Origin of the sequence: Mycobacterium sp. Marseille-P9652 (genome assembly GCF_902652685.1) — a bacterium.
In the GTDB taxonomy this organism is placed as follows: domain Bacteria; phylum Actinomycetota; class Actinomycetes; order Mycobacteriales; family Mycobacteriaceae; genus Mycobacterium.
This window is the reverse complement of record NZ_CACRUY010000058.1, coordinates 1-23,470: the sequence shown is the minus strand read 5'-3', so window position 1 is coordinate 23,470 and position 23,470 is coordinate 1. Positions and strand designations below refer to the sequence as shown.

At 67.2% G+C, this 23,470-nt stretch carries 29 protein-coding genes; 9 read left to right on the top strand and 20 right to left on the bottom strand.

The features are described from left to right. Positions 1 to 86: 86 nt before the first annotated feature. Positions 87 to 1,037, bottom strand: a complete 951-nt coding sequence (locus tag GPY60_RS22465; RefSeq protein ID WP_156689900.1) for an alpha/beta hydrolase — start codon at positions 1,035 to 1,037, stop codon at positions 87 to 89. A gap of 125 nt (positions 1,038 to 1,162) precedes the next feature. On the opposite strand from GPY60_RS22465, the gene GPY60_RS22460 reads away from it, so the two are divergent. Then, on the top strand, positions 1,163 to 1,720 hold the full coding sequence (locus tag GPY60_RS22460; protein ID WP_156689899.1) for a TetR/AcrR family transcriptional regulator: 558 nt from the start codon (positions 1,163 to 1,165) through the stop codon (positions 1,718 to 1,720). A gap of 82 nt (positions 1,721 to 1,802) precedes the next feature. On the opposite strand, the gene GPY60_RS27255 is transcribed toward GPY60_RS22460, so the two are convergent. The 13 genes from GPY60_RS27255 to GPY60_RS22395 form a co-directional block, all read right to left on the bottom strand. Beyond that, the gene (locus tag GPY60_RS27255; protein ID WP_370462795.1) at positions 1,803 to 2,378 is read right to left on the bottom strand and encodes a M15 family metallopeptidase; all 576 of its coding nucleotides are present in this window, start codon (positions 2,376 to 2,378) and stop codon (positions 1,803 to 1,805) included. Positions 2,379 to 2,583: 205 nt separating this feature from the next. Further along, positions 2,584 to 2,874: a GlsB/YeaQ/YmgE family stress response membrane protein gene (locus GPY60_RS22450; RefSeq protein ID WP_156689897.1), complete on the bottom strand. Its 291-nt coding sequence runs from the start codon at positions 2,872 to 2,874 to the stop codon at positions 2,584 to 2,586. Positions 2,875 to 3,486: 612 nt separating this feature from the next. Beyond that, complete coding sequence (locus GPY60_RS22445) at positions 3,487 to 3,798, bottom strand: gas vesicle protein K (protein ID WP_156689896.1); 312 nt, start codon at positions 3,796 to 3,798, stop codon at positions 3,487 to 3,489. Next, positions 3,795 to 3,998, bottom strand: coding sequence for a gas vesicle protein (locus GPY60_RS22440; protein WP_156689895.1), 204 nt, complete (start codon positions 3,996 to 3,998; stop codon positions 3,795 to 3,797). The genes GPY60_RS22445 and GPY60_RS22440 overlap by 4 nt, the downstream gene beginning before the upstream one ends. Next, positions 3,995 to 4,777: a GvpL/GvpF family gas vesicle protein gene (locus tag GPY60_RS22435; RefSeq protein WP_156689908.1), complete on the bottom strand. Its 783-nt coding sequence runs from the start codon at positions 4,775 to 4,777 to the stop codon at positions 3,995 to 3,997. Before GPY60_RS22435 ends, GPY60_RS22440 begins: the two co-directional genes overlap by 4 nt. Further along, positions 4,767 to 5,090: a gas vesicle protein gene (locus tag GPY60_RS22430; RefSeq protein ID WP_156689907.1), complete on the bottom strand. Its 324-nt coding sequence runs from the start codon at positions 5,088 to 5,090 to the stop codon at positions 4,767 to 4,769. Before GPY60_RS22430 ends, GPY60_RS22435 begins: the two co-directional genes overlap by 11 nt. 53 nt (positions 5,091 to 5,143) lie before the next feature. Continuing rightward, positions 5,144 to 5,470 (bottom strand): gas vesicle protein GvpO, encoded by a 327-nt coding sequence (gene gvpO, locus GPY60_RS22425; RefSeq protein ID WP_156689894.1) that lies wholly within the window; start codon positions 5,468 to 5,470, stop codon positions 5,144 to 5,146. A 5-nt stretch (positions 5,471 to 5,475) separates the two neighbouring features. Beyond that, the gene (locus GPY60_RS22420; RefSeq protein ID WP_156689893.1) at positions 5,476 to 5,733 is read right to left on the bottom strand and encodes a gas vesicle protein GvpG; all 258 of its coding nucleotides are present in this window, start codon (positions 5,731 to 5,733) and stop codon (positions 5,476 to 5,478) included. Between the two features lie 3 nt (positions 5,734 to 5,736). Further along, positions 5,737 to 6,534 (bottom strand): GvpL/GvpF family gas vesicle protein, encoded by a 798-nt coding sequence (locus GPY60_RS22415; RefSeq protein WP_156689892.1) that lies wholly within the window; start codon positions 6,532 to 6,534, stop codon positions 5,737 to 5,739. Next, positions 6,531 to 6,941, bottom strand: a complete 411-nt coding sequence (gene gvpJ / locus GPY60_RS22410; RefSeq protein ID WP_156689891.1) for a gas vesicle protein GvpJ — start codon at positions 6,939 to 6,941, stop codon at positions 6,531 to 6,533. The genes GPY60_RS22415 and gvpJ overlap by 4 nt, the downstream gene beginning before the upstream one ends. After that, positions 6,938 to 7,798: an SRPBCC family protein gene (locus GPY60_RS22405; protein ID WP_370462794.1), complete on the bottom strand. Its 861-nt coding sequence runs from the start codon at positions 7,796 to 7,798 to the stop codon at positions 6,938 to 6,940. The genes gvpJ and GPY60_RS22405 overlap by 4 nt, the downstream gene beginning before the upstream one ends. Before the next feature lie 155 nt (positions 7,799 to 7,953). Further along, positions 7,954 to 8,586 (bottom strand): hypothetical protein, encoded by a 633-nt coding sequence (locus GPY60_RS22400; protein ID WP_156689889.1) that lies wholly within the window; start codon positions 8,584 to 8,586, stop codon positions 7,954 to 7,956. A 1,363-nt stretch (positions 8,587 to 9,949) separates the two neighbouring features. Continuing rightward, positions 9,950 to 10,156, bottom strand: coding sequence for a hypothetical protein (locus GPY60_RS22395; RefSeq protein WP_156689888.1), 207 nt, complete (start codon positions 10,154 to 10,156; stop codon positions 9,950 to 9,952). A 188-nt stretch (positions 10,157 to 10,344) separates the two neighbouring features. Here GPY60_RS22395 and GPY60_RS22390 point away from each other — a divergent pair, with 188 nt between their 5' ends. The 5 genes from GPY60_RS22390 (at position 10,345) to GPY60_RS22370 (ending at position 14,969) form a co-directional block, all read left to right on the top strand. Then, the gene (locus GPY60_RS22390; protein WP_156689887.1) at positions 10,345 to 11,385 is read left to right on the top strand and encodes a YihY/virulence factor BrkB family protein; all 1,041 of its coding nucleotides are present in this window, start codon (positions 10,345 to 10,347) and stop codon (positions 11,383 to 11,385) included. A gap of 1 nt (position 11,386) precedes the next feature. Then, entirely contained in the window at positions 11,387 to 12,256 is an 870-nt protein-coding gene (locus GPY60_RS22385) for a patatin-like phospholipase family protein (RefSeq protein WP_156689886.1), read from the top strand. Beyond that, positions 12,253 to 13,194 carry a 1-acyl-sn-glycerol-3-phosphate acyltransferase gene (locus GPY60_RS22380; RefSeq protein ID WP_156689885.1) on the top strand — a complete coding sequence of 314 codons (942 nt, stop codon included), beginning with the start codon at positions 12,253 to 12,255 and terminating at the stop codon, positions 13,192 to 13,194. Before GPY60_RS22385 ends, GPY60_RS22380 begins: the two co-directional genes overlap by 4 nt. A gap of 157 nt (positions 13,195 to 13,351) precedes the next feature. After that, positions 13,352 to 14,452: a ferritin-like domain-containing protein gene (locus GPY60_RS22375; protein ID WP_156689884.1), complete on the top strand. Its 1,101-nt coding sequence runs from the start codon at positions 13,352 to 13,354 to the stop codon at positions 14,450 to 14,452. A gap of 172 nt (positions 14,453 to 14,624) precedes the next feature. Next, on the top strand, positions 14,625 to 14,969 hold the full coding sequence (locus tag GPY60_RS22370; RefSeq protein WP_156689883.1) for a DUF732 domain-containing protein: 345 nt from the start codon (positions 14,625 to 14,627) through the stop codon (positions 14,967 to 14,969). Positions 14,970 to 14,989: 20 nt separating this feature from the next. On the opposite strand, the gene GPY60_RS22365 is transcribed toward GPY60_RS22370, so the two are convergent. Continuing rightward, on the bottom strand, positions 14,990 to 16,480 hold the full coding sequence (locus GPY60_RS22365) for a bifunctional phosphatase PAP2/diacylglycerol kinase family protein (protein ID WP_156689882.1): 1,491 nt from the start codon (positions 16,478 to 16,480) through the stop codon (positions 14,990 to 14,992). Between the two features lie 26 nt (positions 16,481 to 16,506). Between GPY60_RS22365 and GPY60_RS22360 the strand changes: the two genes are divergently transcribed. Beyond that, positions 16,507 to 17,232, top strand: coding sequence for a hypothetical protein (locus GPY60_RS22360; RefSeq protein WP_156689881.1), 726 nt, complete (start codon positions 16,507 to 16,509; stop codon positions 17,230 to 17,232). Here GPY60_RS22360 and GPY60_RS22355 read toward each other — a convergent pair. Genes GPY60_RS22355 through GPY60_RS22345 form a run of 3 tightly spaced genes read right to left on the bottom strand, consistent with a single transcriptional unit; the run spans position 17,223 to position 18,927 of the window. After that, entirely contained in the window at positions 17,223 to 17,903 is a 681-nt protein-coding gene (locus tag GPY60_RS22355; protein WP_156689880.1) for a GAP family protein, read from the bottom strand. The genes GPY60_RS22360 and GPY60_RS22355 overlap by 10 nt on opposite strands. A gap of 25 nt (positions 17,904 to 17,928) precedes the next feature. Continuing rightward, a complete protein-coding gene (locus GPY60_RS22350) occupies positions 17,929 to 18,609 on the bottom strand; it encodes a GAP family protein (RefSeq protein ID WP_156689879.1) in 681 nt (226 codons plus the stop codon). Between the two features lie 12 nt (positions 18,610 to 18,621). Continuing rightward, positions 18,622 to 18,927 carry a hypothetical protein gene (locus GPY60_RS22345; protein WP_156689878.1) on the bottom strand — a complete coding sequence of 102 codons (306 nt, stop codon included), beginning with the start codon at positions 18,925 to 18,927 and terminating at the stop codon, positions 18,622 to 18,624. Positions 18,928 to 18,977: 50 nt separating this feature from the next. On the opposite strand from GPY60_RS22345, the gene GPY60_RS22340 reads away from it, so the two are divergent. Beyond that, entirely contained in the window at positions 18,978 to 20,498 is a 1,521-nt protein-coding gene (locus tag GPY60_RS22340; RefSeq protein ID WP_156689906.1) for a glycosyltransferase family 39 protein, read from the top strand. A 3-nt stretch (positions 20,499 to 20,501) separates the two neighbouring features. On the opposite strand, the gene GPY60_RS22335 is transcribed toward GPY60_RS22340, so the two are convergent. Next, positions 20,502 to 21,329 carry a glycoside hydrolase family 16 protein gene (locus GPY60_RS22335; RefSeq protein ID WP_156689877.1) on the bottom strand — a complete coding sequence of 276 codons (828 nt, stop codon included), beginning with the start codon at positions 21,327 to 21,329 and terminating at the stop codon, positions 20,502 to 20,504. A 282-nt stretch (positions 21,330 to 21,611) separates the two neighbouring features. Here GPY60_RS22335 and GPY60_RS22330 point away from each other — a divergent pair, with 282 nt between their 5' ends. Beyond that, positions 21,612 to 22,223 (top strand): hypothetical protein, encoded by a 612-nt coding sequence (locus GPY60_RS22330; protein WP_156689905.1) that lies wholly within the window; start codon positions 21,612 to 21,614, stop codon positions 22,221 to 22,223. A gap of 5 nt (positions 22,224 to 22,228) precedes the next feature. Here the strand turns inward: GPY60_RS22330 and GPY60_RS22325 are convergent, their stop codons facing one another. Further along, the gene (locus GPY60_RS22325; RefSeq protein WP_156689876.1) at positions 22,229 to 23,254 is read right to left on the bottom strand and encodes an NADP-dependent oxidoreductase; all 1,026 of its coding nucleotides are present in this window, start codon (positions 23,252 to 23,254) and stop codon (positions 22,229 to 22,231) included. Positions 23,255 to 23,470: the final 216 nt, after the last annotated feature.

The window sequence follows — 23,470 nt, the reverse complement described above, 5'->3', positions numbered from 1 at the left end:
GAACGTGCTCAGTCCCCCGCCTCGTCCGAGGTTCTATACCCGCCCGTACCTCGGCTTTCGACGCAACTTCGCCGCATTTTCCGCACCTACCGCATCACCCGGTCGGGATGGACGGGGACGTGCTCGTCGAGGAAAGCGAGTTGATCCGATATGGCGGTGGAGAAGAGTGGCTCTACATATGGGTCGAAGTGGCCGCAGTCGTAGGTTCGCACGGTCGGTTGCGCCATCCTGCGGGCCGCCCGCTGCGCGACGTGCGTCGGGGTGATCGCATCCCGCTCGGCGATCTGAACCAGCGCCGGACAGGTCACGCCCTTAGCGTGTCGCCCCGGCGAGTACGCGCCAATGCGCAACACGATGCGCGCGGCGACGGTCGTCGGGTACGCACCCTCGGCCAGTCCCGAGTCCGTGATGAGCTTCTCCATGCCGTCCAAGGCATCCGGAGTCGTCATGACGGCGGTGGTCCCGGTGGCACCCGCGGATTCGACGTACACCGGAGAACGGCCCACCCACGCCCGCAGTTGGTCCAGTAGACCGAATGGTGCGAGGCGAAGGCTTGCCCGGAGGCCGGTAGCTCGAACGGCGGCTGGTCCGCTGATATGGGGCACTTGGGCAATGATCGCTGCTAGCGGTTCCCCTGTGCCAGCAAGCGTGATGACGTGGCCGCCAGCGAAAGAGGTTCCCCAAGCAATCACACGGTTGCCGTCCGTGTCCGAGAGCTTGCGTGCGTACTCCAAGGCCGCTCGCCAGTCGGCGTGTTGCGCCTTGATGTTCAGTACCTGCCGCGGTTCACCTTCGCTTTCGCCGAAGCCTCGGTAGTCAAAGGCGACGACGACGTAACCGGCTGCCGCGAATCGTTCAGCATAGGCGTCGAGCCGCAGCGCGCGGACCGCGCCGAATCCGTGCGCCATCACGATCACCGGCCGTCGCGCGCTCTGCGCGCCGACGGGGCGGTAGACCCGGGCAGCGCAGCGGACGCCGCCTCCCGAGGTGAAGAACTCCTCGGTGAAGGCGAAGGTCGGTTCGGGTGTCGCGGTCACGAATCTCCAGTTGCGAGTCGGGGTCGGCGAGGGCTTGCGGTGCCGCGGCGGCAGCCAAGCGTTCTTGTATGACGTACAAGAACGTTACAACGCTTCTTGTATGACAGTCAAGATAAGCTGTCACGATGCCCCGTAACCGACGACCGCAGGCTCCTGAGGAGAAGCGCGGTGAGATACTCGCGGTCGCCGAGCGGCTGTTCACAGAGGTCGGGTACGACAAGACATCGATGGTTCAGCTCGCTGCTGCTGCCGGGGTGACACCGACCACGATCTACTGGTACTTCGAGGACAAAGACGCTCTGCTGGTCGGAGTGCTTGAGCAGATTGTCGGCAAGGCGGTCGCAGAATTGGCCACATTGGCCGAGATGGCACTCAGCGAGCGAGTGCTGTGGGTCGTCCGACGCCTTGAGCGGTACCACAATCTGGTGACGGTTGTGCACTCGCGAACCGCCGTATCATCTCGTATCGACCAATGGCACAGCGGTTTTCATTTACTCGTTGAGGCCATGTTGGCACATGGTCTGCGAGAGGCCGGCTTCGCTGAAGCGGAAATTGCCGCGCGGACCGCTCTTGGAGTGTTCGCGGTGGAGGGGCTGCTAACGCACCAGCTCGACAAAATGAGTAGACGTGCTCTCATCGAACTGGTGACAGAAAATCACGCAAGGCCGAGGTTCAGCAGCTAGTAGCTGGGGCGAAGACCGCCGCAGAGGTGTTGGTTGACGTCTCCGCAACCCGAAGTCAAAGCCAAGACTCCAAACGGTCGTACTAACCCGCCGCGTTGGGCAGCAGGGGCGGGCAGTTTCCCGCCGGGTCCGCGGCGAGCTCGAAGTGCCACGGTTCGTTGGCGTAGATCCGGCACAGCCCGAAACGGGGTCCGTTGGCGCTGAGCCACTGGTCGGCGCCCGCACCGCCGACATCGACCGCCTCGCCCGAGACGTGTTTGGAGGCCGCCGGCGTCTGCACGTACTGCCGCGCCGCGGCCATGCTGCCGTAGGTCTGCACGGCCTCGTCGAGCAAGCGCTGCTGGAACGCCGGGGATCGCCAGCCCGACGTGATCGTCATGGTGATGCCTTGTTCCCCCGCTGCCGTGGCGGCGTTCTGGATGGCAGCCAACAACGCCGGATCCAAGCGTCCGATCGCCGGGTTCTGAACGTCGAACGGGGTCAGCGCGCGCCCGTCGGGCAGCGAACCGTCGCCCGGGTCGGAGGCCGGGTCCAGCGGCACGGCGTGATCGGCGAGCGCGATCGGGGATGCCGTCGGACGATGCGCCGAAGACAGTGCAGCGCCCGCGACGACCACCCCCGCTGACAGCACGAGCCACCCGATAGTCCGCGTCCTCACGCCCGCCAACCCTAATCGGTGGCCAGGATGAATCCTGAACGCGCCGCGTTCGGCAGGGCAATTCTGTCCGCCTGCGCGATCAGTTCCCCAGCGCCACTTTGCCTCGGCCAGATATTTGCTGTAAGAGGCTGGTGACGGCCGCGAACGGGCCATCGCCGCAGCTTGCCGTGCTTGACGGCGAACCGCAGGCGTTGGCCGATACCGGCTATCGGTGCAGCAATCCGTTACGGCGGCTCCGGCGACCCCGCACCGTCTCCCAGATGGCGATGAGGACGACGGCCGCGGCGATCCCGATGAAGAACGGGATCCAGGCAATCCCGCCATTGGCGTTGTGATACCCGAACTTGCCGGCGGCCCATGAGCCGATCAGCCCACCTAAAGCGCCCAGTACAACCGTCATGATCATGCCGACGTCTTGCTTGCCGGGCATCACGAGACGCGCCGCCAAGCCGATGATCGCACCGACGACGATGGCCAGAACTATTGACCCGATCATTGCTACTCCTGCCGTAACGGCGCCCCGGATGGGCTCCATCTTCAACGAGGGGTTCCCCGAACCGACCGGCTTATAACACACACGTTGGTTAAGACTCACTTTGCTGGGTAGACATCTGATACGGCTTAATGGATCACGTTTGGAGTTTGCCATGCAGAGGACGATCGCTGTCACAGCCGTCACCGGCGCACTCTTGTTCGGCGGTGCCGCTGTCAACCCCCCGGTCCCGCGTGCGGCGGGATCGTCATCGACCACGGCTGCACTCGCGGGCAACGGCACCGATACCCGCCACAACGACAAGACGGGGCTGTGGGGACTGGCCGGGCTTGCGGGGCTGGCCGGACTCGCCGGTCTGGCGCGGCGGCGCAAACACTCCAATCGAGACACCAACGGAGCAACAGAAACAGCCGGGCCCGAAACTAGCGGCCGAACCCCGACGGTTTGATTCAGCAACTCCGGTGAGGTTCTCAGCATGTTGCGAGCCATCGGCCGTCGCCGGGTGCAGACGAAAACGGGTAACCGAGCGGTGCTGCCCCGCCCACGACGGGACAAGCATCGATGACGGTCGCCCTCCACAGAGCCCCGGCTGACATGTCAGCCGGGGCTCGCAACTTACCGGGGCAGCAACGGCCCCAACGGGCCCAGGTCGATGTTGAGGTCTTCCGGTTCCAGGCCGAAATGCTCACGCAATTCGGTCATCTTCTCTTCCAACAACATCAGAGTCGTCCCGATGCGCTCGATCTGCTCGTCCGTGAGGTCACCGTGGTCCACCCGCCGGATGGCCTGGCGCTCCATCAGTTGGCGCAGCAACTCGACGAGGGTGAGTACCAGGCTCACCAGACCTCGCTCAACCGAAGCGGGGTCCGAATTAATCCGCTGCCGAAGCGAATCCGTGGGCGCCGTCTGGTCATCCGATTCGGTCATCCGCCGTCCACCGGATCATCCTCGGGCAGCAACGCGCCGACCGACGAGACCAGGGCGCGCAACGACACGACGACGAGGTCGACGTCGGCAATCGACAAGGTGATGTCGCCGCTGATCGTTACGCCTCCGGCCAGCACTCGATCGAGCAGGTCGACGAGAGCGAGCTCTCGGTTGTTGTCGGCGGGGAGTGTCTCGGTCACGAGCCGGCCGCTTCGCCCGCGAACGAGTACGGCGGCCAGGGACCGGTGATCTCCAGCTCGATGCCCGGGGTGTTGTGTTCAATCTTCGCGACCACCGAGCGGAAGACGTCGACCTCGTCCTGGTCCACGAGATAGGTTCCGTTCAGCACGGTCCAGCCGTCTCGCCCGGATAGGCGGCGGTCGCTCGCCGGCTTGCGTTTTCCGGCAACGGCATGCTCCAACAGGCCGGCATGGATGCGTTCGGCGTGCGCGGCCGCGATACGAAACGCGTCGTCCTCCGAGGCGAGCGCGCGGCGTCGCCGCATCAGATAAGCGGTGCCGGTGAGCTTGCCACCCGGCCGGTCATCAGCCGTTTCGTTGGCGCCGGTCAGCGCCTTCGGGTCGGCATACGCCTTGACGCCCAATTCTTCTCGCGCGGTGACCCGATCCAACGCGGCAACGAAGTCGGTGCGCCTTTTGACCAGGAGCTCACGCACCCGGCCATCGTCGAGGAACACGGTCGCCATGCGCATCGGAACGACGGGGCCACTCCGGGCGATCGTCGAAACGACGGCATCATGGGCGCGTGCCGCCGCGGCGAGCCAGTCCAGATCCTCGAGGTGCCGGCGCAGCGCCTGCTCGCCGAAGTCGTCCAGGCCCACGGTCCCCACTACGGCGGTCAGACCCGAATCGCTCACCGCGCGAACGGGTTCGCCCGCAACCCCGCGCAGACTTCCGAAGCCCTGGGCGGCCACATATCCGCTGAGGACCGCGTATGCCCAGACGCCTTCAGTCGACATCCTCGTACTCCGTCGCTTGGCGTTTGATCGCATGCCGATGACCGTTGCCCTGCTCGAGCTGTTCGATGCGCTGTCGCAGCCGTTCGTTCTCGAGTTCGAGTTGCGACGACTTGCCCGTCAGCCAAGGGTCGTTCTCCCACCAGTTGATCCCAGCTTGCTTGGCCGTCTCCAAGGACGCCACCACGAGCCTCAACTTGATCGTCAGAAGCTCGATGTCCAGAAGGTTCACCCGGATGTCACCGGCAATGACGATGCCGGTGTCGAGCACTCGCTCCAAGATGTCGCCGAGGTTGGTCGACTGCGCACCGGACATGGGTGAGCCGGAAGCCTGTTGCACAGCCGAGAAGTCATCGCCCGGGGCGAGCGTCACTCCGACCCACCTCCCCGATCCGTCTGACCGCGCATGTACCGGCGAGTCCTCCGATACGCGAGCATTTCTCCGGTGGAATCGAGTTCCACCTCGTAAAGCGCCAGCATGTCCGCAGAGGACGGGATGCGCCTGTCCTCCACGGTTTCCACCTCGACAACCCAACCACCTTCGTCGGTGGGGACTGCTGACGTGATTCGTCCGGGCTCTCCATCGGAGATTTCGCCGAGGGTCTCGCGCACGAGGTCGACAGCTTCGCGCGCGGTCAGGGTCGGCTCCTCGGCCTCTGGGTCACGAGGCGCTCGTGCACGTGCGCGTTGTGTCATGGTTCTCAGCCCTCCTCGGGACCCGAAGTATCTGGCGTCACCGGCTTGACCCTCTGTTCGAGAATCTGCTGCTGAACTTGCTTCTCCTCATCGGGAGAAATCTCGCCGCGCTCCCGCGCTTCGTTCAGCTCTTCCAGTTGCCTTCGGGTATTGGCGGGGTTGTGCAGTTCCTGTTCAACCTGTTGCTGAATGACCTCGGCGAGCCGGACCACGCCCCGCACCGGAGCCAGCGGCAGCAGCACAATGCCGGTGAAGAGCCCCATACCTCAGCCTCCAGCACCGGCAGTGACGACGAAGTCGTACGCGGCCAACGGTCCGAGTAGACGTAATTTCATTAGCCCATCGGCGTTTTCGTTCAGACCGTGGACGATGTCTTCCAGCTCGCTTTGGCGTTCCACCTCGGCAAGAAGCGCGACGTGCACGGCATCCCACTCGTGTGTGGGCTCCCGAGCATTGATCTGGCTGGCGACGCCGCCCAGGTCGTCGATGAGCGTATGAGTGTCGGCATCGCGCATCGCCTCGATGGCATTCGCGATGAGCTCGCCGAGGGCGATCCGGGAATTTCGCGACGCGTCTTCTGGTGTGTCGCGAATCTCCTCACTCAGCTGGCGCGCCTCTTCGCTCTCCGAAAGGAACCGCGTCAGGAAGGCGTCTTCGTCGTACCGGCCTTTGATGACGTATTCCGCTTGACCCTCAAGGGAATTGAGGGCCTGCAGGAATTCGTCATGGTGCTCGCGCAGCAACTCTTGCGCCACAGCGTCCTCGTCGGTCATCACGGCGCCGAACCGCAGCGGCAGGACGGGCGCGACACCCGCCGTGCCGTCGAGCAAGTTCGCGTGGGCCTGCAGATCTTCCGGGGTACCCAGGGCGCGGTCGAGCGCGATGACACTGACCAGTGCCGCGATGTCACCTTCGTGAACGACCTCGACGTCCGCGGGCGGGTCGCCGACGCCCTGTGCGGACTTTTCGATCTCGACGTCACCCGGAACGATCCCGTACACGTACACCGCGCTGTCGGACTGCGTGCGGTCAGACGCATCACCCACTTTGGTTGAGGTGGTCATCGGTCCTCCCGCCGGCTTCGGACCCGGGTCGCCTTCCGCTGTGGCTGTTCCCCATTGAGGAGGCCTCCCAACTTCTCGCCCGCCGCGTCGAGTACGCCCTTGGTCTTGCTCTTGGCCGCCCCCGACGTGACGTCGTCCACGATCTCGGGCAGACCGGACTTGGGGTCAGACTCCGCGATGTTGAGGCGGTTGACCGCCTCGGCGAATCGCAGGTAGGTGTCGACGCTCGCGACGACGACGCGCGCGTCGATCGTCAGCAACTCGATGCCCACGAGTGAGACCCGTACGTAGGCATCGATGACGAGGCCCTTGTCCAGGATGGTGTCCATGACGTCGGCCAGGCCGCTAGAACTGGGCCCGCCCGAAGGCCCACTGCTGCCGCCTGCCGGCTGAATGGCGGTAGTCACGCCCGGCCCCCTGTCCTCACGGCAGCGGGGCGGCCGGAACCGGCCCGGCGCGCAGTGCCGCGCTTGGCGGGGCGCCCTTGCTCAGGGGTTTGCCTCTGCTTCGCCCGCGATGGGGGTCGCGACGGGCCGTCTTCCTCGTCGCGGCCGTCGTTCACGACCTCACCGTCACGGATCTCACCCGGCCAACCCTCGACTTCTTCGGGGTGAAGCACTGCCTGCGTCATGACGTGGCGCTGGAAGTTCTTCAACTCCAGGCGAATCCGTCGTCCTTGCGCCCGCCAGATGTTGCCCGTCTTCTCGAAGAAGCCCTGGGGGTGATATTCGAGCACCACCGCCACGCGGGTGAGATTGGGCGCCAATTCGTGGAACGTGACGGCCCCGTCGAGATATCCCTTGTCGCCCTTCGACCGCCAAACGATGCGCTCGTTGGGAACCTGCTCGGTGATCGTCGACTCCCAGCTGCGATGCGATAGAAAGACTTGCGCCTTCCACCGCAGCTTGTCGTCGGACTGCTGCTCCACCTGCTCCAGCTTCTTCATGAATTTCGGAAACTCGGCGAACTGCGTCCATTGCTTGTACACGAGGTCCGGCGACGCTCCGACGTCGATGTGCTCGACGATGTTGGTGATCTTGGACTTCTTGCCGCCCTTGCCTTTTCCGCCGAACAGCGATCCGGCGGCGTTCTTGACGGTGTCCGTGACCTTGCCGCTCGCGTTGCTCAAACCCGCCTTTACGGCGGTCTTGACCGGCGAGGTCAGGTCGTCAACACCCGTCACGGCGGACAGCAGTCCGTTACCCCCACCGTTCTGCGCATAGTCGGTCAGCCGCTCGGTCGCACCGTTCAGGCGACCGGACACCGATGACACCGCCCGGTCGGTGAATGTGCCGGCAAGCTTCTGCAGGGAGGCCTGTAGCTGGCCGCCTGCGGGTGACGCGCTCTCAGGACTCTTGGTGGCTTCCCGGGCATGTCGGGTCCGCCGGGTGGCTCCCTTGACTGTCTGCCTCATTGTCCTCACCGTCCTCGACGCGCGGTTGAACGCTTCGTCGCCGTTGCCGTTGCCTTACGCGGGTGCCTTGCCGCCCTGGTGGACGGCTCGTCCTGGGTGGCCGCTCGTGCCGACCGCCGCGCCGACGCCCGGGGTTCGGTGGCCCGCCGCATCGTCCGCCGGCGTCTCACCGGCGGCGCGGGCTCTTCCTCTTCTTCGAGCTCCGGCTCCTGGTCCAGGTCCATCTCATCGAGGTCGTCATCCTCGTCGACGTCGTCTTCTTGCTCGTCGACGTCGAAGGCGTCCTCGTCCTCTGCTTCGTCGTAGCCGTCGTCTTCGTCCAGACCCTCATCTTGGGACCGCGTCCGCCGCCGTCCCCCAACGATGTTCACGGTGTCGCCAACCGTGTTGCCGACGTCATCGAGCACTTCGTCCGCACCGACGGCCGAGGTGACGCCTTGCAGCCGATCGTTCAGGGAATCGACCTGATTGGTGACCGCGGTGAGAGCTGCCGCCCGGGCCGCTTCCAACACGCCGCCCCGCAGTTGCTCCTTCAGCTCCCCCAACCCGGCCGAGCCCCCGAGAGAGGTGAGTCCGGATGCCATGAGGTCGGCCGGCCCGGCCGGGAATTTCCCGGTGACCCCGGCGGCGGCGAGCATCAGTGCGAGCTTCATCTTGCGGGTTCTGCCCAACAAGTACCCAGCTCCCACCGCCAAAGCGACTTTCGATCCGTTCGACATATCCTGCTCCTTGCGTGCCGTTTACTTCGTTTCCTGTCATCCGGATTCCCGAGGATTTCGACGGATGCATACGGAGCGGGCTACCCCTGGTGAGGAACGGCTAACCGCGGGTGGTGGGATTTGCCGATAATTTTTTCAACTGGCTGCTTACCCTCTGTCGGCAACTCGCCGGTGCGGCCAGAGCATCGCGTAAACGGCTGTACACGGCCATAGTTCAAATTTTGGCCGTCGGTGCAGCTACCTCTCCACAGCGAGCGTCACAACCTACGCTTACGTAGCTAACAACGTCAATAATTGGTCGCCATTGTTAATTAACTGACTCTGTTAAACTTCTGTGCAACAGCAATTCCGGAAGTTAGCCAGGCTTGGAAAGGCTAGATTGGTAACTACTCGTGGTTTCAGCCCCGGACGCTTCGCCGAACATCTAAAGGGGCACCGCGAAGTTGCCGACGGGCGCGGGAAACGGGAAAGCACCAAAGGAAACCAACCGCCTCCGGGCCCATCCGACTTACCGGATTCGAGAACCTCAAGCGCTGCATGTTCCGATGACCGAACACGGCCAGTTATTGCGCACACGTTGCATTGGTGAAAACTCGCACCCCGCACGGCACCACTTCGGGAGTGACGTGGTGAGTTGCCGAAAACCTTTACCGAACAACAGATCCGGCGGCGGGCCAGAGGCACCGTTCGCGGTTGCGGTCGCGCGAGAAGCAGACTGGCCGCCGAATGCATGAGCCCGTATTCACCGCCACCAGCACCGGGGGAGATTGGCCGAGCTCCCAAAATTGTGATCGGCGCCACCCGCTTTCCCTTGGCTTTGTCGCCCCCAGTCGGCCGGTCCTCTGATCAGTTTGCGCGCAGCCGCCGGCGAACCCGAATCCGTTCCGCTGCGATTGCCGCACCAGTCGCTGTGACGGAGTCTTGGTGACGAAAACGACTGTTTCAGTGAAAAGGTGCACGAACTGCCGCGGACACTTTAAACGACCTGCCTGACAACAGAAGAACCTGTTCTAGTGGGCAAATCGGCCGGCTGGCTGCCTGACGGTTCGGCCCGGACGACGCGCTGCGTCCGGCGGAACGGCCGCGTCGCCGGCGGCTTCGACAGCCCGTGCGGTTTCCCGGCCGAGGTGCTACTACGCACCGTCCCAACCGGTTTCGATAACAGTGTGCCTAAGCGGCCCGCGCAACCACCGCGCGGGCTCTCAACGCAGCACCGCGGGACCCAGTGGCACGCACCGCCGGGCCCGCAGGGACTCGCGTCTCGGCGTCAAGCCGGTATGTGTCAAGAGATGTGCATGAGATCCCCGGCGATGGCGAGAAGCCGGCCGCCGAGCTTCATGACCGGAATCCCCAGCGGGATCAGTAGGACGGTCACGCACAGCACCAGGCCGACGAGCCAGACCACAGCCGCGAGGATCCCTAACACCACGCCGAGCACGGCGCCGAGAATCCCTAACACCACACCGAGCAATCCATTCAACGCTCGCATGTCGATTCTCCTTCGTCTTCCACGAGGGGTACCCGGAGCGGGCGTTATTTAACACGCGTTGAGCGAGTGGATCGCCCGCGGCGTGGCAATTCGGGCCCCGTCCGAACGAACTCGGTGATTGCCGTTGCAACGGTTGGATTCTCGGGTATCCAACCCGCCAGGGGGGCCTGAAACGCAAAGGGCGAACGATGGCCACTGAAGATGATCCGAGAGGCGGTCAGGACACCGGCGCGCCATCGACAAATCCGGTCGAGCGGGTCGTTCGCAGATTCGACAGCTGGCAGCGACGGCACGCCGTAATCGGGTTCCCGGTCGCGGTGATCAAAAAATTCGGCGATGACGAAGCCGGAAACCTCGTGTCGCTGCTCGCCTACTACGCCTTCCTGGCAACGTTCCCCCTGCTGTTGGCGTTCACGGCCGTCCTGGGGGTGGCCTTGCGCAGTCATCCCGGACTACACGAGAAGGCGGTGAATTCGGCGTTCGCCGAGTTCCCCATCGTCGGAGGCCAGATTCATGACCAACTCGGCGTGGAATCCCTTGGGGGAACGCTTCCCTCGTTGCTGATCGGCGCCGCGGGAGCGCTGATCGGCGGCAGGGGGTTCGCCCACGCCATGCAGAACACGCTCAACACCGTGTGGACCGTGCCCAAGGTCGACCGCCCGGGATTCTTTCCGCGCTACCTGAGGACCTTCGCACTGCTCCTGTTGCTGGGCCTCATCGTTGTGGTCACCGGGGCCGCGAGCACCGCCGCGGGTGTCGCGGCATCGCTGGGCTTCGGCGGTCTTCCGGCGCGGATCGCCAGCATCGTCGTCGGTACCGCGTTGGGCTTCGTGTTCTTTCTCGTCCTGTTTCGGGTCGCGGTGTCAGGAAAGGTGCCGACCCGTGCGATGATGCCCGGCGCGGCGATCAGCGCTTTGGGATGGCAGATCCTGCTGACCGCCGCCGGAATGGTTATCGCCCACCAACTTCGCCACGCTCAGGCCGTCGCGGGATTGTTCGGCGTCGTGCTCGGGCTCCTGGCATGGCTCGCGCTTCAGGTGACCGTGATCGTCTACGCGATCGAGGCCGACGTCGTTCGCACCCGGCACCTCTGGCCCCGGAGCATCGTTCAGCCCGCGCTCACGGAGGCCGACAAGGCGTACTACGCCGATGCCTTGCGGGCAGAAGCGCAGCGACCCGAACAACGGGTCGAAATCGGTTTCCGGGAAACCGCGGATAGCGGGCACTGACATGCGGCGAAGGACGGTCGGGTTCACCGGGTATACGGCCCGGGTGACGTTCCACGCCTTCGTGCTCGGTGGTGGCGGCATGCTCGGGGCCGCGGAGGTCGGCATGGCGCGCGCACTGCTGGAGGCGGGAGTGCGTCCGGACTTGGTCTGCGGCACATCGGTCGGCGCGATCAACGGCGCGGCGATCGCGGCCGATCCCACGCCCGAGGGTGCCCAACGCCTCTTGGAGATGTGGGAGGCACTGGGCCGGACGGACATGCTCGGCGGTTCGTTGGTCGGCCGGGCCGCCAGCCTGCTGACCCGGAGGACGGCGCTGCACGGCAATGGCCCGCTGCGCCGGATGCTGTGTGAGCGCCTGCCTGCGCGCACTTTCGAGGATCTGGCCGTGCCGTTCGAGTGCGTGGCGGCCAGCATCGAGCGCGCCCGGGAGCAGTGGTTCGACCGCGGGGACCTGATCGAGCCGGTGCTTGCGTCCTGCGCCCTGCCCGGCGTCTTCCCCCCGGTCCGGATCGGCGACGAGCATTTCCTGGACGGCGGCCTCGTGAACAGCATTCCGCTGGACCGCGCGGTGGCACGGGGTGCCGACATCGTATGGGTGCTGCATGTCGGCCGGTTGGAGGAGGATCTGACCGCGCCGCGGTTTCTCTGGGAGGTCGCGTTCGTCGCCTTCGAGATCTCACGGCGCCATCGCTTCTTGAGCGACCTCGAGCGGGTGCGCTCCGACGTGACGGTCCATGTGCTTCCCACCGGGTTGCCGCAGCGGCCCTCGGCGACGTGGTCGAATCTGCGGTATCGCGACACTCGCCGGATCGCCGGACGGGCCGAACTGGCTTACGAGGCGACCCGCGAATACCTCGAGGCGCAGACATGAACCTGCTGCGTCGCGCGTTCACCGTGCCTTTGATGACCATCGTCATGGCCACGCTCTTGGTGGCGGGGCCACTGCTGCTGGCCGGCGCGGGCATCACTGGACTCTTCACCCGGTCCACCAGGCCCGCGCGCACGGTCGCCGTGCTGATGGCGTACGCGCTGATTGAATTGCGCACGCTGGCAAAGCTTCTGGGCGGTAATCGGGACTGCGATCGACTCATGCGCAACGTCTTGACGTCCGTCTATGCGGCCGTCCGCAGGTTTCTCGACGTCGAGGTCGTGCTCGACCCTGCGTCTGTTAAGGCGGACGCGATCCCGCGCGATGAGCCGATCATCGTGCTGTCGCGCCATTGCGGCCCCGGAGACAGCGTGCTGGTGGCGTGGCTCCTGGCGATGGAGTACGGGCTACACGTGCGGATCGTGCTCAAATCCGCCCTGCGCTGCGATCCGGTCCTGGACGTGGCTGGTGAATTGGGATGCCTGTGTTTCCTCGACCGCGGCGATCGCGCACGCGAGCAGATCCGCGGCCTGGCCGGGTCGCTTGACGGCGGGCAGGCCATGCTGCTCTTCCCTGAAGGGGCGAATTTCAGCTGGCCCCGGTGGCGCGATGCGGTCTCCCAACTCCATTGGACCCGCGGGTTCCGCGCCGCCCGGCGCGCGTTGCGCCAGTCGCACACGCTGCCACCACGCAGTGGCGGCGCCGCTGCCGCGGTGGCGGGGGCTCCGTCAGCCAGCATCCTGGTGGTCACGCACAACGGCTTCTGCGCCGACGGGCGAGACCGACCATGGTGGCAACTGCCCATTCACCGCCGGCTGCTGATCCGCACGGCCCTGATACCGGCCGCGCGCATCCCACCACCGGCCCGCATCGGGCCCTGGTTGGAACGCACCTGGACGCAGGTCGACGCCTGGGTTGCCGCTCATGCCGAGTGTTCCTGATCGCTCCACGTGAATGTGTTTGTCACCGGCGCACGGCGCATTCAGGGCGACGCCGCAGCGCCAATTCGCCGCCCAGGGTTGACGCCGCCGCCAGAGGCGGTGCACTGTGATAGAAGTCATATGACCAGTGGTCACATCGAGCAGAGGGGCGGCAGCTATGACCACCAAGGACAAGTACACGAAGGTGCCGGAGCCGTACTCGTGGGCGGTCCCCAGCACGGGCGACGCCCGCTTCACCTGGGAGTACGACGAGGGTCGCGGCCGACTCCTCTCCCTCTACCAGAAGGGCAAGGACAAGCAGTGGGACGCGCAGTCGCGCATCGACTGGTCGCAAGACGTCGACCCGCTCAACGCGGTGGCGCTGCCCGACGAGTTCCACCCGCTGTTCGGCAGCCCGATGTGGGACGCCGCGGATGACGCGCGCCGCGCCGAGATGCGCCAGCACTTCCAGGCCTGGCAGTTCTCTCAGTTCCTGCACGGCGAGCAGGGCGCGATGGTGTGCGCGGCCAAGATCGTCGAGGTGGTCCCCGACCTGGACGCGAAGTTCTACGCGGCCACCCAGACCATGGACGAGGCGCGGCACGTCGAGGCGTTCTCGCGCTTCCTGCAGGAGAAGATCGGCCTGGTCTATCCGATCAACAAGCACCTGACCGCTTTGCTCGAGGACACCCTGCACGACTCGCGCTGGGACATGCCCTACCTCGGCATGCAGGTCCTGATCGAAGGGCTCGCGCTCGCCGCGTTCGGAGTGCTGCGCGACATGACGGCCCCGAATTCGCTGGCCAAGCAGCTCCTCGCGTACGTCATGCAGGACGAGGCCCGCCACGTCGCCTTCGGCCGAATCTCGCTGAAGGACTACTACTCCCAGCTGACCGAGGTCGAGCGCAACGACCGCGAGGAGTTCGTCGTCGACGCCTGCTACCTGATGCGCGACCGGTTCCGCGGCGAGGAGGTCTTCGAGACCCTCGGCATGAACGTCAAGGAGTGTGCCGAATGGGTCGACACGTCGCCGCTGATGATCCAGTTCCGCTCGCACCTGTTCAGCCGCATCGTGCCCATCGTCAAGGACATCGGGCTGTGGGGCGACAAGGTGCAGAAAGCCTTCCGGGACATGGGCGTTCACGACATGGCCGGGTTCGACATCGAGGCCCTGATGAAGGCCGACGAAGATCAGGCCGAGGCTCTCGACAGGGCACACGCCGAGATGGCCGACCGGGCCCTCGAGGTGGATCAGGTCATCGCCGCGGGCGCCGGCTGAACCATCCCGCGCACGGCAGCCCCGGTCCCGGCGTCTCGTGTCGGTGGCCGTTAACGCACCGCTTGCCGCGTCTTCACTCCCGAATTGGCCGCGCACCGTGTCCGTCCGGCCGTTTTCGTGCAAAAATTCGCCATCCCAGTAGCGCGCCACACACTTCGAAGGAGACGCAGCTATGGCAGCGCAGAAGCGCTATCGCCGATTCATGGGCACGGCTTTGTTGACTGGCCCGCTCCTCGCCGCCGGACTCCTGGCAGCGGGACCGGCGCGGGCGGACGACGTCTCGTTTCTCAACGACGTGCACGCCCTCGGGATGCACGACGTCGGCGGCGGCGACTCGGCGCTGTTGGTGACGGGCTGGAAGATCTGCACCCAGCTGCGTTACGGCGCCACGCCGCAACAGCTGGCGGACCTGGCGCTGCAGAAGTCGGACAGCGACCTGGGTGCCAAGGGCCTCACGCCGCAGCAGGCCGCCGACCTGATCGCCGCCGCGCGGCAGGATCTGTGCCCTGGCGCCTAGCCGGGACCTGAACGAAGCGGTCAGCGCAGGGGTCGAAAGACCGGCAGGACGCGGTATTTCGCAACGAAGCTCGCCCGCTCGAGCTCCTCGTCGACCTCGCCGTCGAGCGCGACGCACGTCGGGCCGTCCACGGCGGAGAAGCTGAACTCGGGCGCCTGCATCTCGTGATAGAGCGGGCTGCGCTGCAGGCGGCCGAGGGCGAGCGCGGTCAGGATCCGGGTCCTGGCCAGGCGGCGGCCGGCTTCCAGGATGCGGACGTCGATCAGGCCGTCGTCCATGCGGAAGCGCCGCGACGGAGCGAATCCCTTTGGCAGATATACCGAATTGCCGAGGAAGAACATCGACGTCAGCAGGGTCTTGTTGTCGTACGTGATCCGCACGGGCCGGTCGTGGCGCAGCGTGCGCAGCATCGAGTAGAAGCTCGCGACCGGCTTGCCGATCCGCTTCTCGAGTTTTTCGCGCCGCCGGACGAACGCGGGGTACGCGCCGATGCTGGCGGTGTTGATGACCATGCGAGATTCGTTGAGGCACACCAGGTCCACACAGGCGACGCTGCCGCGCCGGATCGCGTCGACGGTCTTGGCAACGGTGTCGCACCCGATGTCCTTGGCGAAGTGGTTGAACGTGCCGGCGGGGAACACCGCCAGCGGCAGGCCCGCCTCGACCGCCACCGACGCCGCGGTCGCGACGGTGCCGTCACCGCCCCCGACGGCGAGCACCTCGGCGCGTTCGGCGGCGGCGCGGAGCACCTCCGTGGGGTCGTCGTCGGAGCCCAGTTCGCGAATCTCGGCCTCGGGCAACGCCGCCCGGACCTCGTCGACGACGCGGGCTCCGGTGCCGCTGCCCGACTTCGGGTTGATGACGAGCACCACCCCCGCGCCGTCGGGACGTTCGGGTGTGTCGACTCGCAGCGGTTCGGTTCTGGGCAGCTCCGTTTCGACGATCGGGGGGACGAGCCGCCCCCCGAGCACGGCCGCCCCGGCGCCGATGCCGAACCCGGCCACCACGTCGCCGGGATAGTGCGCCCCGGTGGCCACCCGCGACAGCCCGACCAGCCCCGCGAGCAGCGCGAGCCCGAAGCCCAGCACGGGGTTCTCCAGCCCGACCCCCACGGCGAACGCCGCGGCGCTGGCCGAATGCCCGGACGGCAGCGAGTTGGACACCGGGCGGCGGCGCACGCGCCGGACGAGCGGCACCGAGTCGTACCCGGGACGCGGGCGGCGCCGGATGCGCTTGGCGACCTGGTTGGTGACGAGGCTGCTGACGCCGAGCGTCATGACCCCGCGGACCGCGCCGCGCTGCGCGGAGTTGTTGCCCGAGGCCAGCAGGGCGGCTGCGATCGCGAACCAGAGCTTGGAGTGGTCGGCCGCGCGCGTCAGCGGCGGCATGACGGAGTCCAGCAGTGGTGTCGGTGTCTCGGCGATCGCGTCGAACAGCTCGCGGTCGAGCGTTCCCAGGCCCCGGGTGATCTGTTTGACGCCGCGCGCGCGTTGCCTGGGCCGCCTCTTCATCAGCTACACCTTAGAGTTCTCCCCGGATGGACCTCTCGGGTGAGTGGCTGCGCAACGCCGAGCGCCGCGGCGTTGCCCCCGACGTCGTCGCCGAGATCGCCCGTCGGCACGGCATCACCCGGGAGAGTTTCGGCGTGCTGAAGGGCATGGAGGAGATTCGCGATCCCGACGGCAAGTCCTTCTTTGTCGTCCCGCGCGGCACGCGGGGCGACGACGTGCGGCGGGCGACGCTGCTCACCTACGTCCTGAATGCCGGCACCGGCTATCGCGCGGACGGCGGGCCCGGCGACTTTCCCCCGACGCCCTACTCCGCCGGCGAGGTCGCCCGGATCGCCGCCCGGCAGCGGGCCAACGGCTGGACCTACAGCCGCGACGTCCGTTTCGTCGACCGCAACGGCGGTCGCCTCGTCACCACCCCGAACGGGATGCTGATGGGCGCGGGCGGCAACCTGATTCAGCGGCAGTTCAGCCGGCGCGGCGGCACCACGTGGGGTGACATCTTCATGCTCAACCTCGGCCGCGCCGCCGAACCCGCCGAACAGCTCCGGCGCATCGTCCGGTCCGGGCGCGCCTGGCGGCTCGACCTCGACCGGCTGCTGCACCACGAGGAGCGGCACTCCCGGCAGTGGGCGGCGCGGGGCTACGCGGGGATGTTCAGGGACTACGGAAGGGAACTGGTGCGCGAGTTGGCCTTTCGGCTGCCGAACCGGATGGAGGAGGAGGCCGGGCTGTCCGACGGCGGCTACCGGTGACTCAGCGCGTCGATGCCGTGGTAGAGGATCATCGCGCCGATGACGACGAGGACGGCCGCGAGCAGGGCGGCGTTGTTCTTGTCCATCCACTCCTTGAGCCGCGCCAAGGTGTCGTCGAGGCGGCTCCCCGCCGCCGCGTAAGCCAGGATCGGAATCGCGACGCTGGACGCCGCGACGACGACGAACAACGCCGCGGCCAACCAGTCACCCGCCGCGCCGAGGCCGGCGCCGCCGATGGCCAGCCCGGCGGGCACGCAGATGAGCGAGACGTCGGGCCGCAGCGCCGCCAGCGCCGCGCCCATCAGCCCCGCCCGGGTGGGGGTGATGGTGGCGAACGACCGCATCCAGCCGGGTGACTCGCTGTGGCCCTTGCGGGTGAACCACTTGACGATGCCATAGACGATCAGCGCCGAGCCGAGGACCACGCGCAGCCACGACGTCCACCGCGGCGGCGACTTGTCGAGGCCGCCGAGCAGGCCGGAGGCCGCGACCGAGAGCGCGGTGAGCGCGGCCAGGCTGAACACCCAGCCGCCGAGGAAGGCGAGACCGGTCGGCCGCGGCTTCGGGGCCTGCAGCACCAGCACCGCGGGGATGACGGTGAGCGGCGACAGCGAAATGACGAGCCCGAGCGGGATGAGCCCCGTCGCGACCGTAACCCAGCTTCCTGCCATGGGCAGCAATCTACGCGACGGGTTGCTACAGCGCGTGAATTCCGTTGTAGAGCACCATCAGACCGATCAGCACGAGGACGACCGCCAGCAGGGCCGCGTGGTTCTGTTCCATCCAGACCTTGAGCCGTTCGAGCGCGTCGTCGAGGCGATCCCCGGCGCCCACGTACGACAGGATCGGGATCGCGACGGTCGACGAGGCGGCGGCGACGAAGAAGGCGCCGGCGATCCACATTCCGCCCAGTCCCAGGCCGCTCGTGCCCACGGCCAGCCCGGCCACCGCGCAAATGATCAGCACCTCGGGCCGCACGACCGCCAGCACCGCGCCGGTGACGCCGGCACGCGCGGGCGTCAGCGTGGAGAACGAACGCATCCAACGCGGGGTGTCGCTTTCGCGACGCCGGGTGAACCAGCGGTAGGCGCCGAACAGGATGAGCGCCGAGCCGAAGACGACGCGGACCCACGACGCCCAGGCGGGCGGCGCCTTGTGCAGGCCGCCGAGCAGGTCCGAGGCCCCGACGAACACCGCGGTGAGCGCGACCATGCTCAGCAGCCAGCCGACGAGGAACGACAGGCCGGTCGGCCGCGGCCGGGGCGCATGCAAAACCAGCACCGCAGGAATGACGGTGATCGGCGACGACGCGACAACGAACGCCAGCGCAAAGAGCTTGGCCAGCAACGAACCCCAACTTGTCGTCACGGGCGACATCATCGCATCCCGCTAGCGTTTCCGTCGCAGCGTCCAGGCGGGCACCCAGTGCGTCACGGTCCGGCGCTTGGAGCCGTAGGCGACCGGGTAGGTGACCAGTCCCCACCAGTCGCCCTGCTCGCAGACGCCCCAGCAGCTCAGCCGGCCCTCCACCACCTTGTGCAGCTGCAGCCCGTTGGGCTGGTACCGGCCGGATCGGTGCGGCTCGCGCGGGAAGAGCACGGTGAGGTCGACCAGCACCGGGACCGGCGGGCGCACCACACGGAACGGGCTGCGCAGCGGCTGGCCGTTGTATCCGATCGACGCCAGGTCGCCCATCCGTCGATCATACGTTCGAATGGCAGCATAGCGGTGTGCTTCGCGGCCGCCTGCGGACTTTGCCGAGGGATGCCGTGAAACGTGCGTTGGACCCGCTGGTGGTCGCCGTATTGGCCACCGCGGTCAGCCTGGGCGGCGCCGGCCGGCCGTCATTCTGGTACGACGAGGCGGCGACGATCTCGGCCGCCTACAGCCGGTCGCTGGGCCAGTTGTGGCGGATGCTGGGCAACGTCGACGCGGTCCACGGCCTCTATTACCTGCTGATGCACGGCTGGTTCCAGCTCTTCGGACCGACGGAGTTCTGGTCGCGGGTGCCCAGCGGCCTCGCCGTGGGCGGCGCGGCGGCCGGGGTGGTGGTGCTGGCCCGCCAGTTCTCGTCGCGCACCGTGGCGCTGGCGTCGGGGGCGTTCTGCGCGATCCTCCCCCGCACGACGTGGGCCGGCATCGAGGCCCGCCCCTACGCCCTGTCGATGCTGGCCGCCGTGTGGCTGACCGTCCTGTTCGTCCGCGCCACGCGCCGCGACAGCGCGGGGGCGTGGCTCTCGTACGCGCTGGCCTTGGTCGCGTCGATCCTGGTCGAGGCCTATCTCGTGCTGATGCCCGTGGCGTACGCGGCATTCGTCTTCGCCCACCGCCGCACCCGGACCGTCGTGGCCCGGTCCGCGCTCGCGTCGGTGCTCGCGATCGCCGCGCTGGCCCCGTTTTTGACCACCGTCGCCGGGCAGGCACATCAGATCAAGTGGGTGCCGCCGATCGGCCATCGCACCCTCGAGGACGTCGTCGTCCAGCAGTACTTCGAGCGCAGCCCGCCGTTCGCGGCGCTGTCCGCCCTGGTCATCCTTGCCGCAATCATGTTGTGGCTCGGCCGCATTCGCGTCTTCACCGAAGAGGAGCGCCGGCTGTTGACCATCGCGGTGGCGTGGGCGGTGGTGCCGACGGCCGCGATCGTGTTGTGGTCGGCGGTGTTTCACCCCATCTACACGCCGCGCTACCTGTCCTTCACGGCGCCGGCGATGGCGCTGATCCTGGGCGTCTGCGCCGCCTCGGTGGCCGGCAGGCCGTGGTTGACCGCGGCGCTCGTGGCCCTCTTCGCCGTCGCCGCCGCACCCAATTATGTTCGTGCGCAACGTGGTCCGTACGCCAAGTACGGCATGGACTACAGCCAGGTGGCCGACCTGGTCGGCGCGAAGGCGGCGCCCGGCGACTGCCTGCTGGTCAACGACACGGTGACCTTCATGCCCGCCCCCATGCGCCCGTTGCTCGCCGCACGCCCGGACGCCTACCGGAAGCTGGTCGACCTGACCCTGTGGCAGCGGGCCACCGACCGCAACGACGTGTTCGACACCAACCTCATCCCCGAGGTGGTCGCGGCCCCCTTAGGCCATTGCCGCGTGGTGTGGATCATCACCCAGGCCGACCCCTCGCAGCCCGCCCACGAGCAGGGCGTGGCGCTGCCGCCCGGCCCCGTCTACGGTTTCACCCCCGCCTTCGCAGTCCCGCACGACCTGGGCTTCCGCCTGGTCGAGCGCTGGCAGTTCAGCCTGGTTCAGGTGCTCAAGGCCGAGCGCTGAGGTTCACCAGATCCGGATGTAGTCGACGAGCATGTCCGCCGGAAGGCCGGCCGCGGCCGGATCCCCGGCGCCCACCCCGCCGACCGCCAGCGTGAACATCGGCGTCATCCAGTAGCCGGGGTTGTTGAACGGCCACCGGAAGTCGTCGGGCGCGCCGCCGTGGACGTGGATGGGCTTGTTGGGGACGGTGAAGTACTGCGCCCCGTCGCGGGCGAACTGGAATCCGTCCTCGCCCCAGTGCATCCGCCAGGTGTGCCAGGCGCCGTCAACCATGCCGGGGATCGACTTGCCCTCCCAGGTCTTGCCGTTGGACGCCGCGTGCACCGTCGTCCCCGGCGGCCACGAGCCGTTGCCGTACCACTCGAAGACGTCGACCTCGCCGTCCGGCAGCGGGTCCTCATTGACCCCCCAGAACGCCGACCACAGGCCCGGCTCCAGGCAGTCCAGTTTGATCTTCGCTTCCCAGGTCTGGTTGATCATGCTGCGGAAGTTGCCCCGCAGTTTGGCGCCGTAATACGTGTCCCCCTCCCGCGTGGCGCGCAGGACGAGGTTGGAGTTGCCGTCCTGGAAGACGTTGCGGCGGTCGTCGCGGTAGATCCCGGCCACCGGCGGGAAGACGTCGTCCTGCCAGGACTGCACGGTCCATTTGCCGGGGTCCGGGGCGGAGCCCGCCGGTCCGTCGAACTCGTCGGAGAAGATGTATGCGCCCGGGCCGGCGGCCGGTGCGGCCGGCACCGACGGGCCCGTCGGGGTGGCCCAGGCTCCCGGCAGGCGCATCGCGGCTCCCAGCATGCCCAGCCCCGTCATCACCATCATGCTGCGACGATCCATCTACCTAACCACCCATTCCTGCATCGCTCGTGACGGGCTCTTGTCGACCTGTCCCCTACCCCGAGGCAACTCTCGCAAACGGTTTTATGAAACCACGCAGGGGGGTGGCACGCATCCCACCCGGACGGCGCGCCGCCGACGTGACCTGACCGGGTGCACGTCGTTGCTGCGCCGTTATCGGGCCCAACCGGTTCCGCGCCGGTCACCATCAATTTTGTTGACATCTTCATCGTCGGTGGTATCAAGGAGGTTGATAGTCAGACAGGGAAAGGAATGACAATGATGTCTGGTGGATTCTTCGGTGATCCCGGCTTCGGCGGGCCCGGCTTCGGCGGTGGCCCCGGCGGCTGGGGCGGTCCCGGCGGCTGGGAAAAGGGTTGGGGGCAAGGCGGTTTCGGCGGCCCGGGCTTTCAGGGCGGCTTCAAGGGTGGCTTCAGAGGTGGGATGATGAAGCGGGCCGCGTTCGTGACGGCGGCGATGCTGCTCGACGGGCCCGCCGACGCCGCGCAGGTGGTGCAGCGCGTGTCCGACGCGACCGAGGGTGCGTTCACGCCCCCGCAGGACGTGGCCGAGCTTGCGATCGGGCTGCTGGCGGGCCGCGGCATGGTCACGGTCGACGACGGCGTTGCCACGCTCACCGAACTGGGCCGCAACCTGCTGGCCTGGCGGGGCGTGAGCAGCGAGACCGCGCGCGCCTTCCTGGGCCGCGCGGCCAAGCACGGCGACGCCTTCAAGATCCGGCGGGAGATGTTCGAGTTCGCGCGGCTCGCCCGCACCATCGCCTGGACCGGCACCGACGAGCAGAAGCAGCAGCTCGCCGAGGCCCGCACCAAGGTGCTCGAGGCGGTGACCGAGGCGAAGAAGTCGCTGTACCGGGTACTCGGCGAGGCCTAGGCGCGCTAACCCGAGGTGGGCTCGCTGAGCTTGACCAGCATCTTGCCGATGTTGGCGCCGGTGAACAGGCCGTTGAGCGCGTCGACGCAGGACTCGATGCCCTCGAAGACGGTCTCGCGGTGCCGGATGCGGCCCTCCTGCTCCCAGCGCCGCAGCGCGGCGAACGCCTCGTCGAAGCGGCCCCAGTCGTCGAGCGCGTTGAAGCCCTGCATCGACGCGGTCTTCGACAACAGGTTGACGTAGTTGGCCGGGCCCGGGTGGTCGCCGCTGAGGTAGCTGGAGATGACGCCGCAGAGCACCACCCGCGCCTTCATGGCCAGGCGGCCCAGGACCGCGTTGAGTATCGGACCGCCGACGTTGTCGAAGTAGACGTTGACGCGGCGGGGGCAGTGCTCTTTGAGCGCGGCGTCCAGGTCGTCGTTCTTGTAGTCGATGCACGCGTCGAACCCGAAGTCCTCGACCACCGCCCGGCACTTGTCGGGGCCCCCCGCGATGCCCACCACCCTGGCGCCGGCGATCTTGGCGATCTGCCCGGCCACCGAACCCGTGGCGCCCGCGGCGGCCGAGACCACCACGGTCTCCCCCTCCCTCGGCCGTCCGATGTCCATCATCCCGATGTAGGCGGTGGCGCCCGTCGGGCCGTACACGGACATCACCGCCCGCTGGTCGACCTTCTCGCTGCGCGGATACGGGGTGCAGAACACGTCGTCGCGGACCAGCACGTACTCCTGGAAGCCGGTCAGCGTGGTCACCACGTCGCCCACCTCGTAGGCCGGGCACCGCGACGCGACCACCTCGCCGATCCCGGCCGCCCGGATGACCTCGCCCAGCTGCACCGGCGGCAGGTAGCCCTGCTGGTCGTTGAGCCACGTGCGGACCGCGGCGTCGAGCCCGATGTAGGTGGTGCGAACCAGCGCCTCGCCGTCGGCCGGCTCCGGCGCCGATCCGGTGACGAGTTCGGTGTCGTCGGGCCGGACCAGGCCGGTCGGGCGGCGGCGCAAGACTATCTGGCGGTTCGGCACGTTCGACACGATGCGTAAAACTACCGAAACCGGCGGTGAATCCGGCTGAAAACACCGAGTGGAATGGCATATTCGGTGAATGGCCCACGAGGACGACCCCGAAGAGCGCATCCGGGAACTCGAGCGCCCGCTGGCCGAGACGGCGCGGGCGTCCCCGTTCGCCGCCCCCCTGCCTGTCTCTTATACCCATCCCCGAGCCCACGAGACAGGCAGAAATCTCGTATG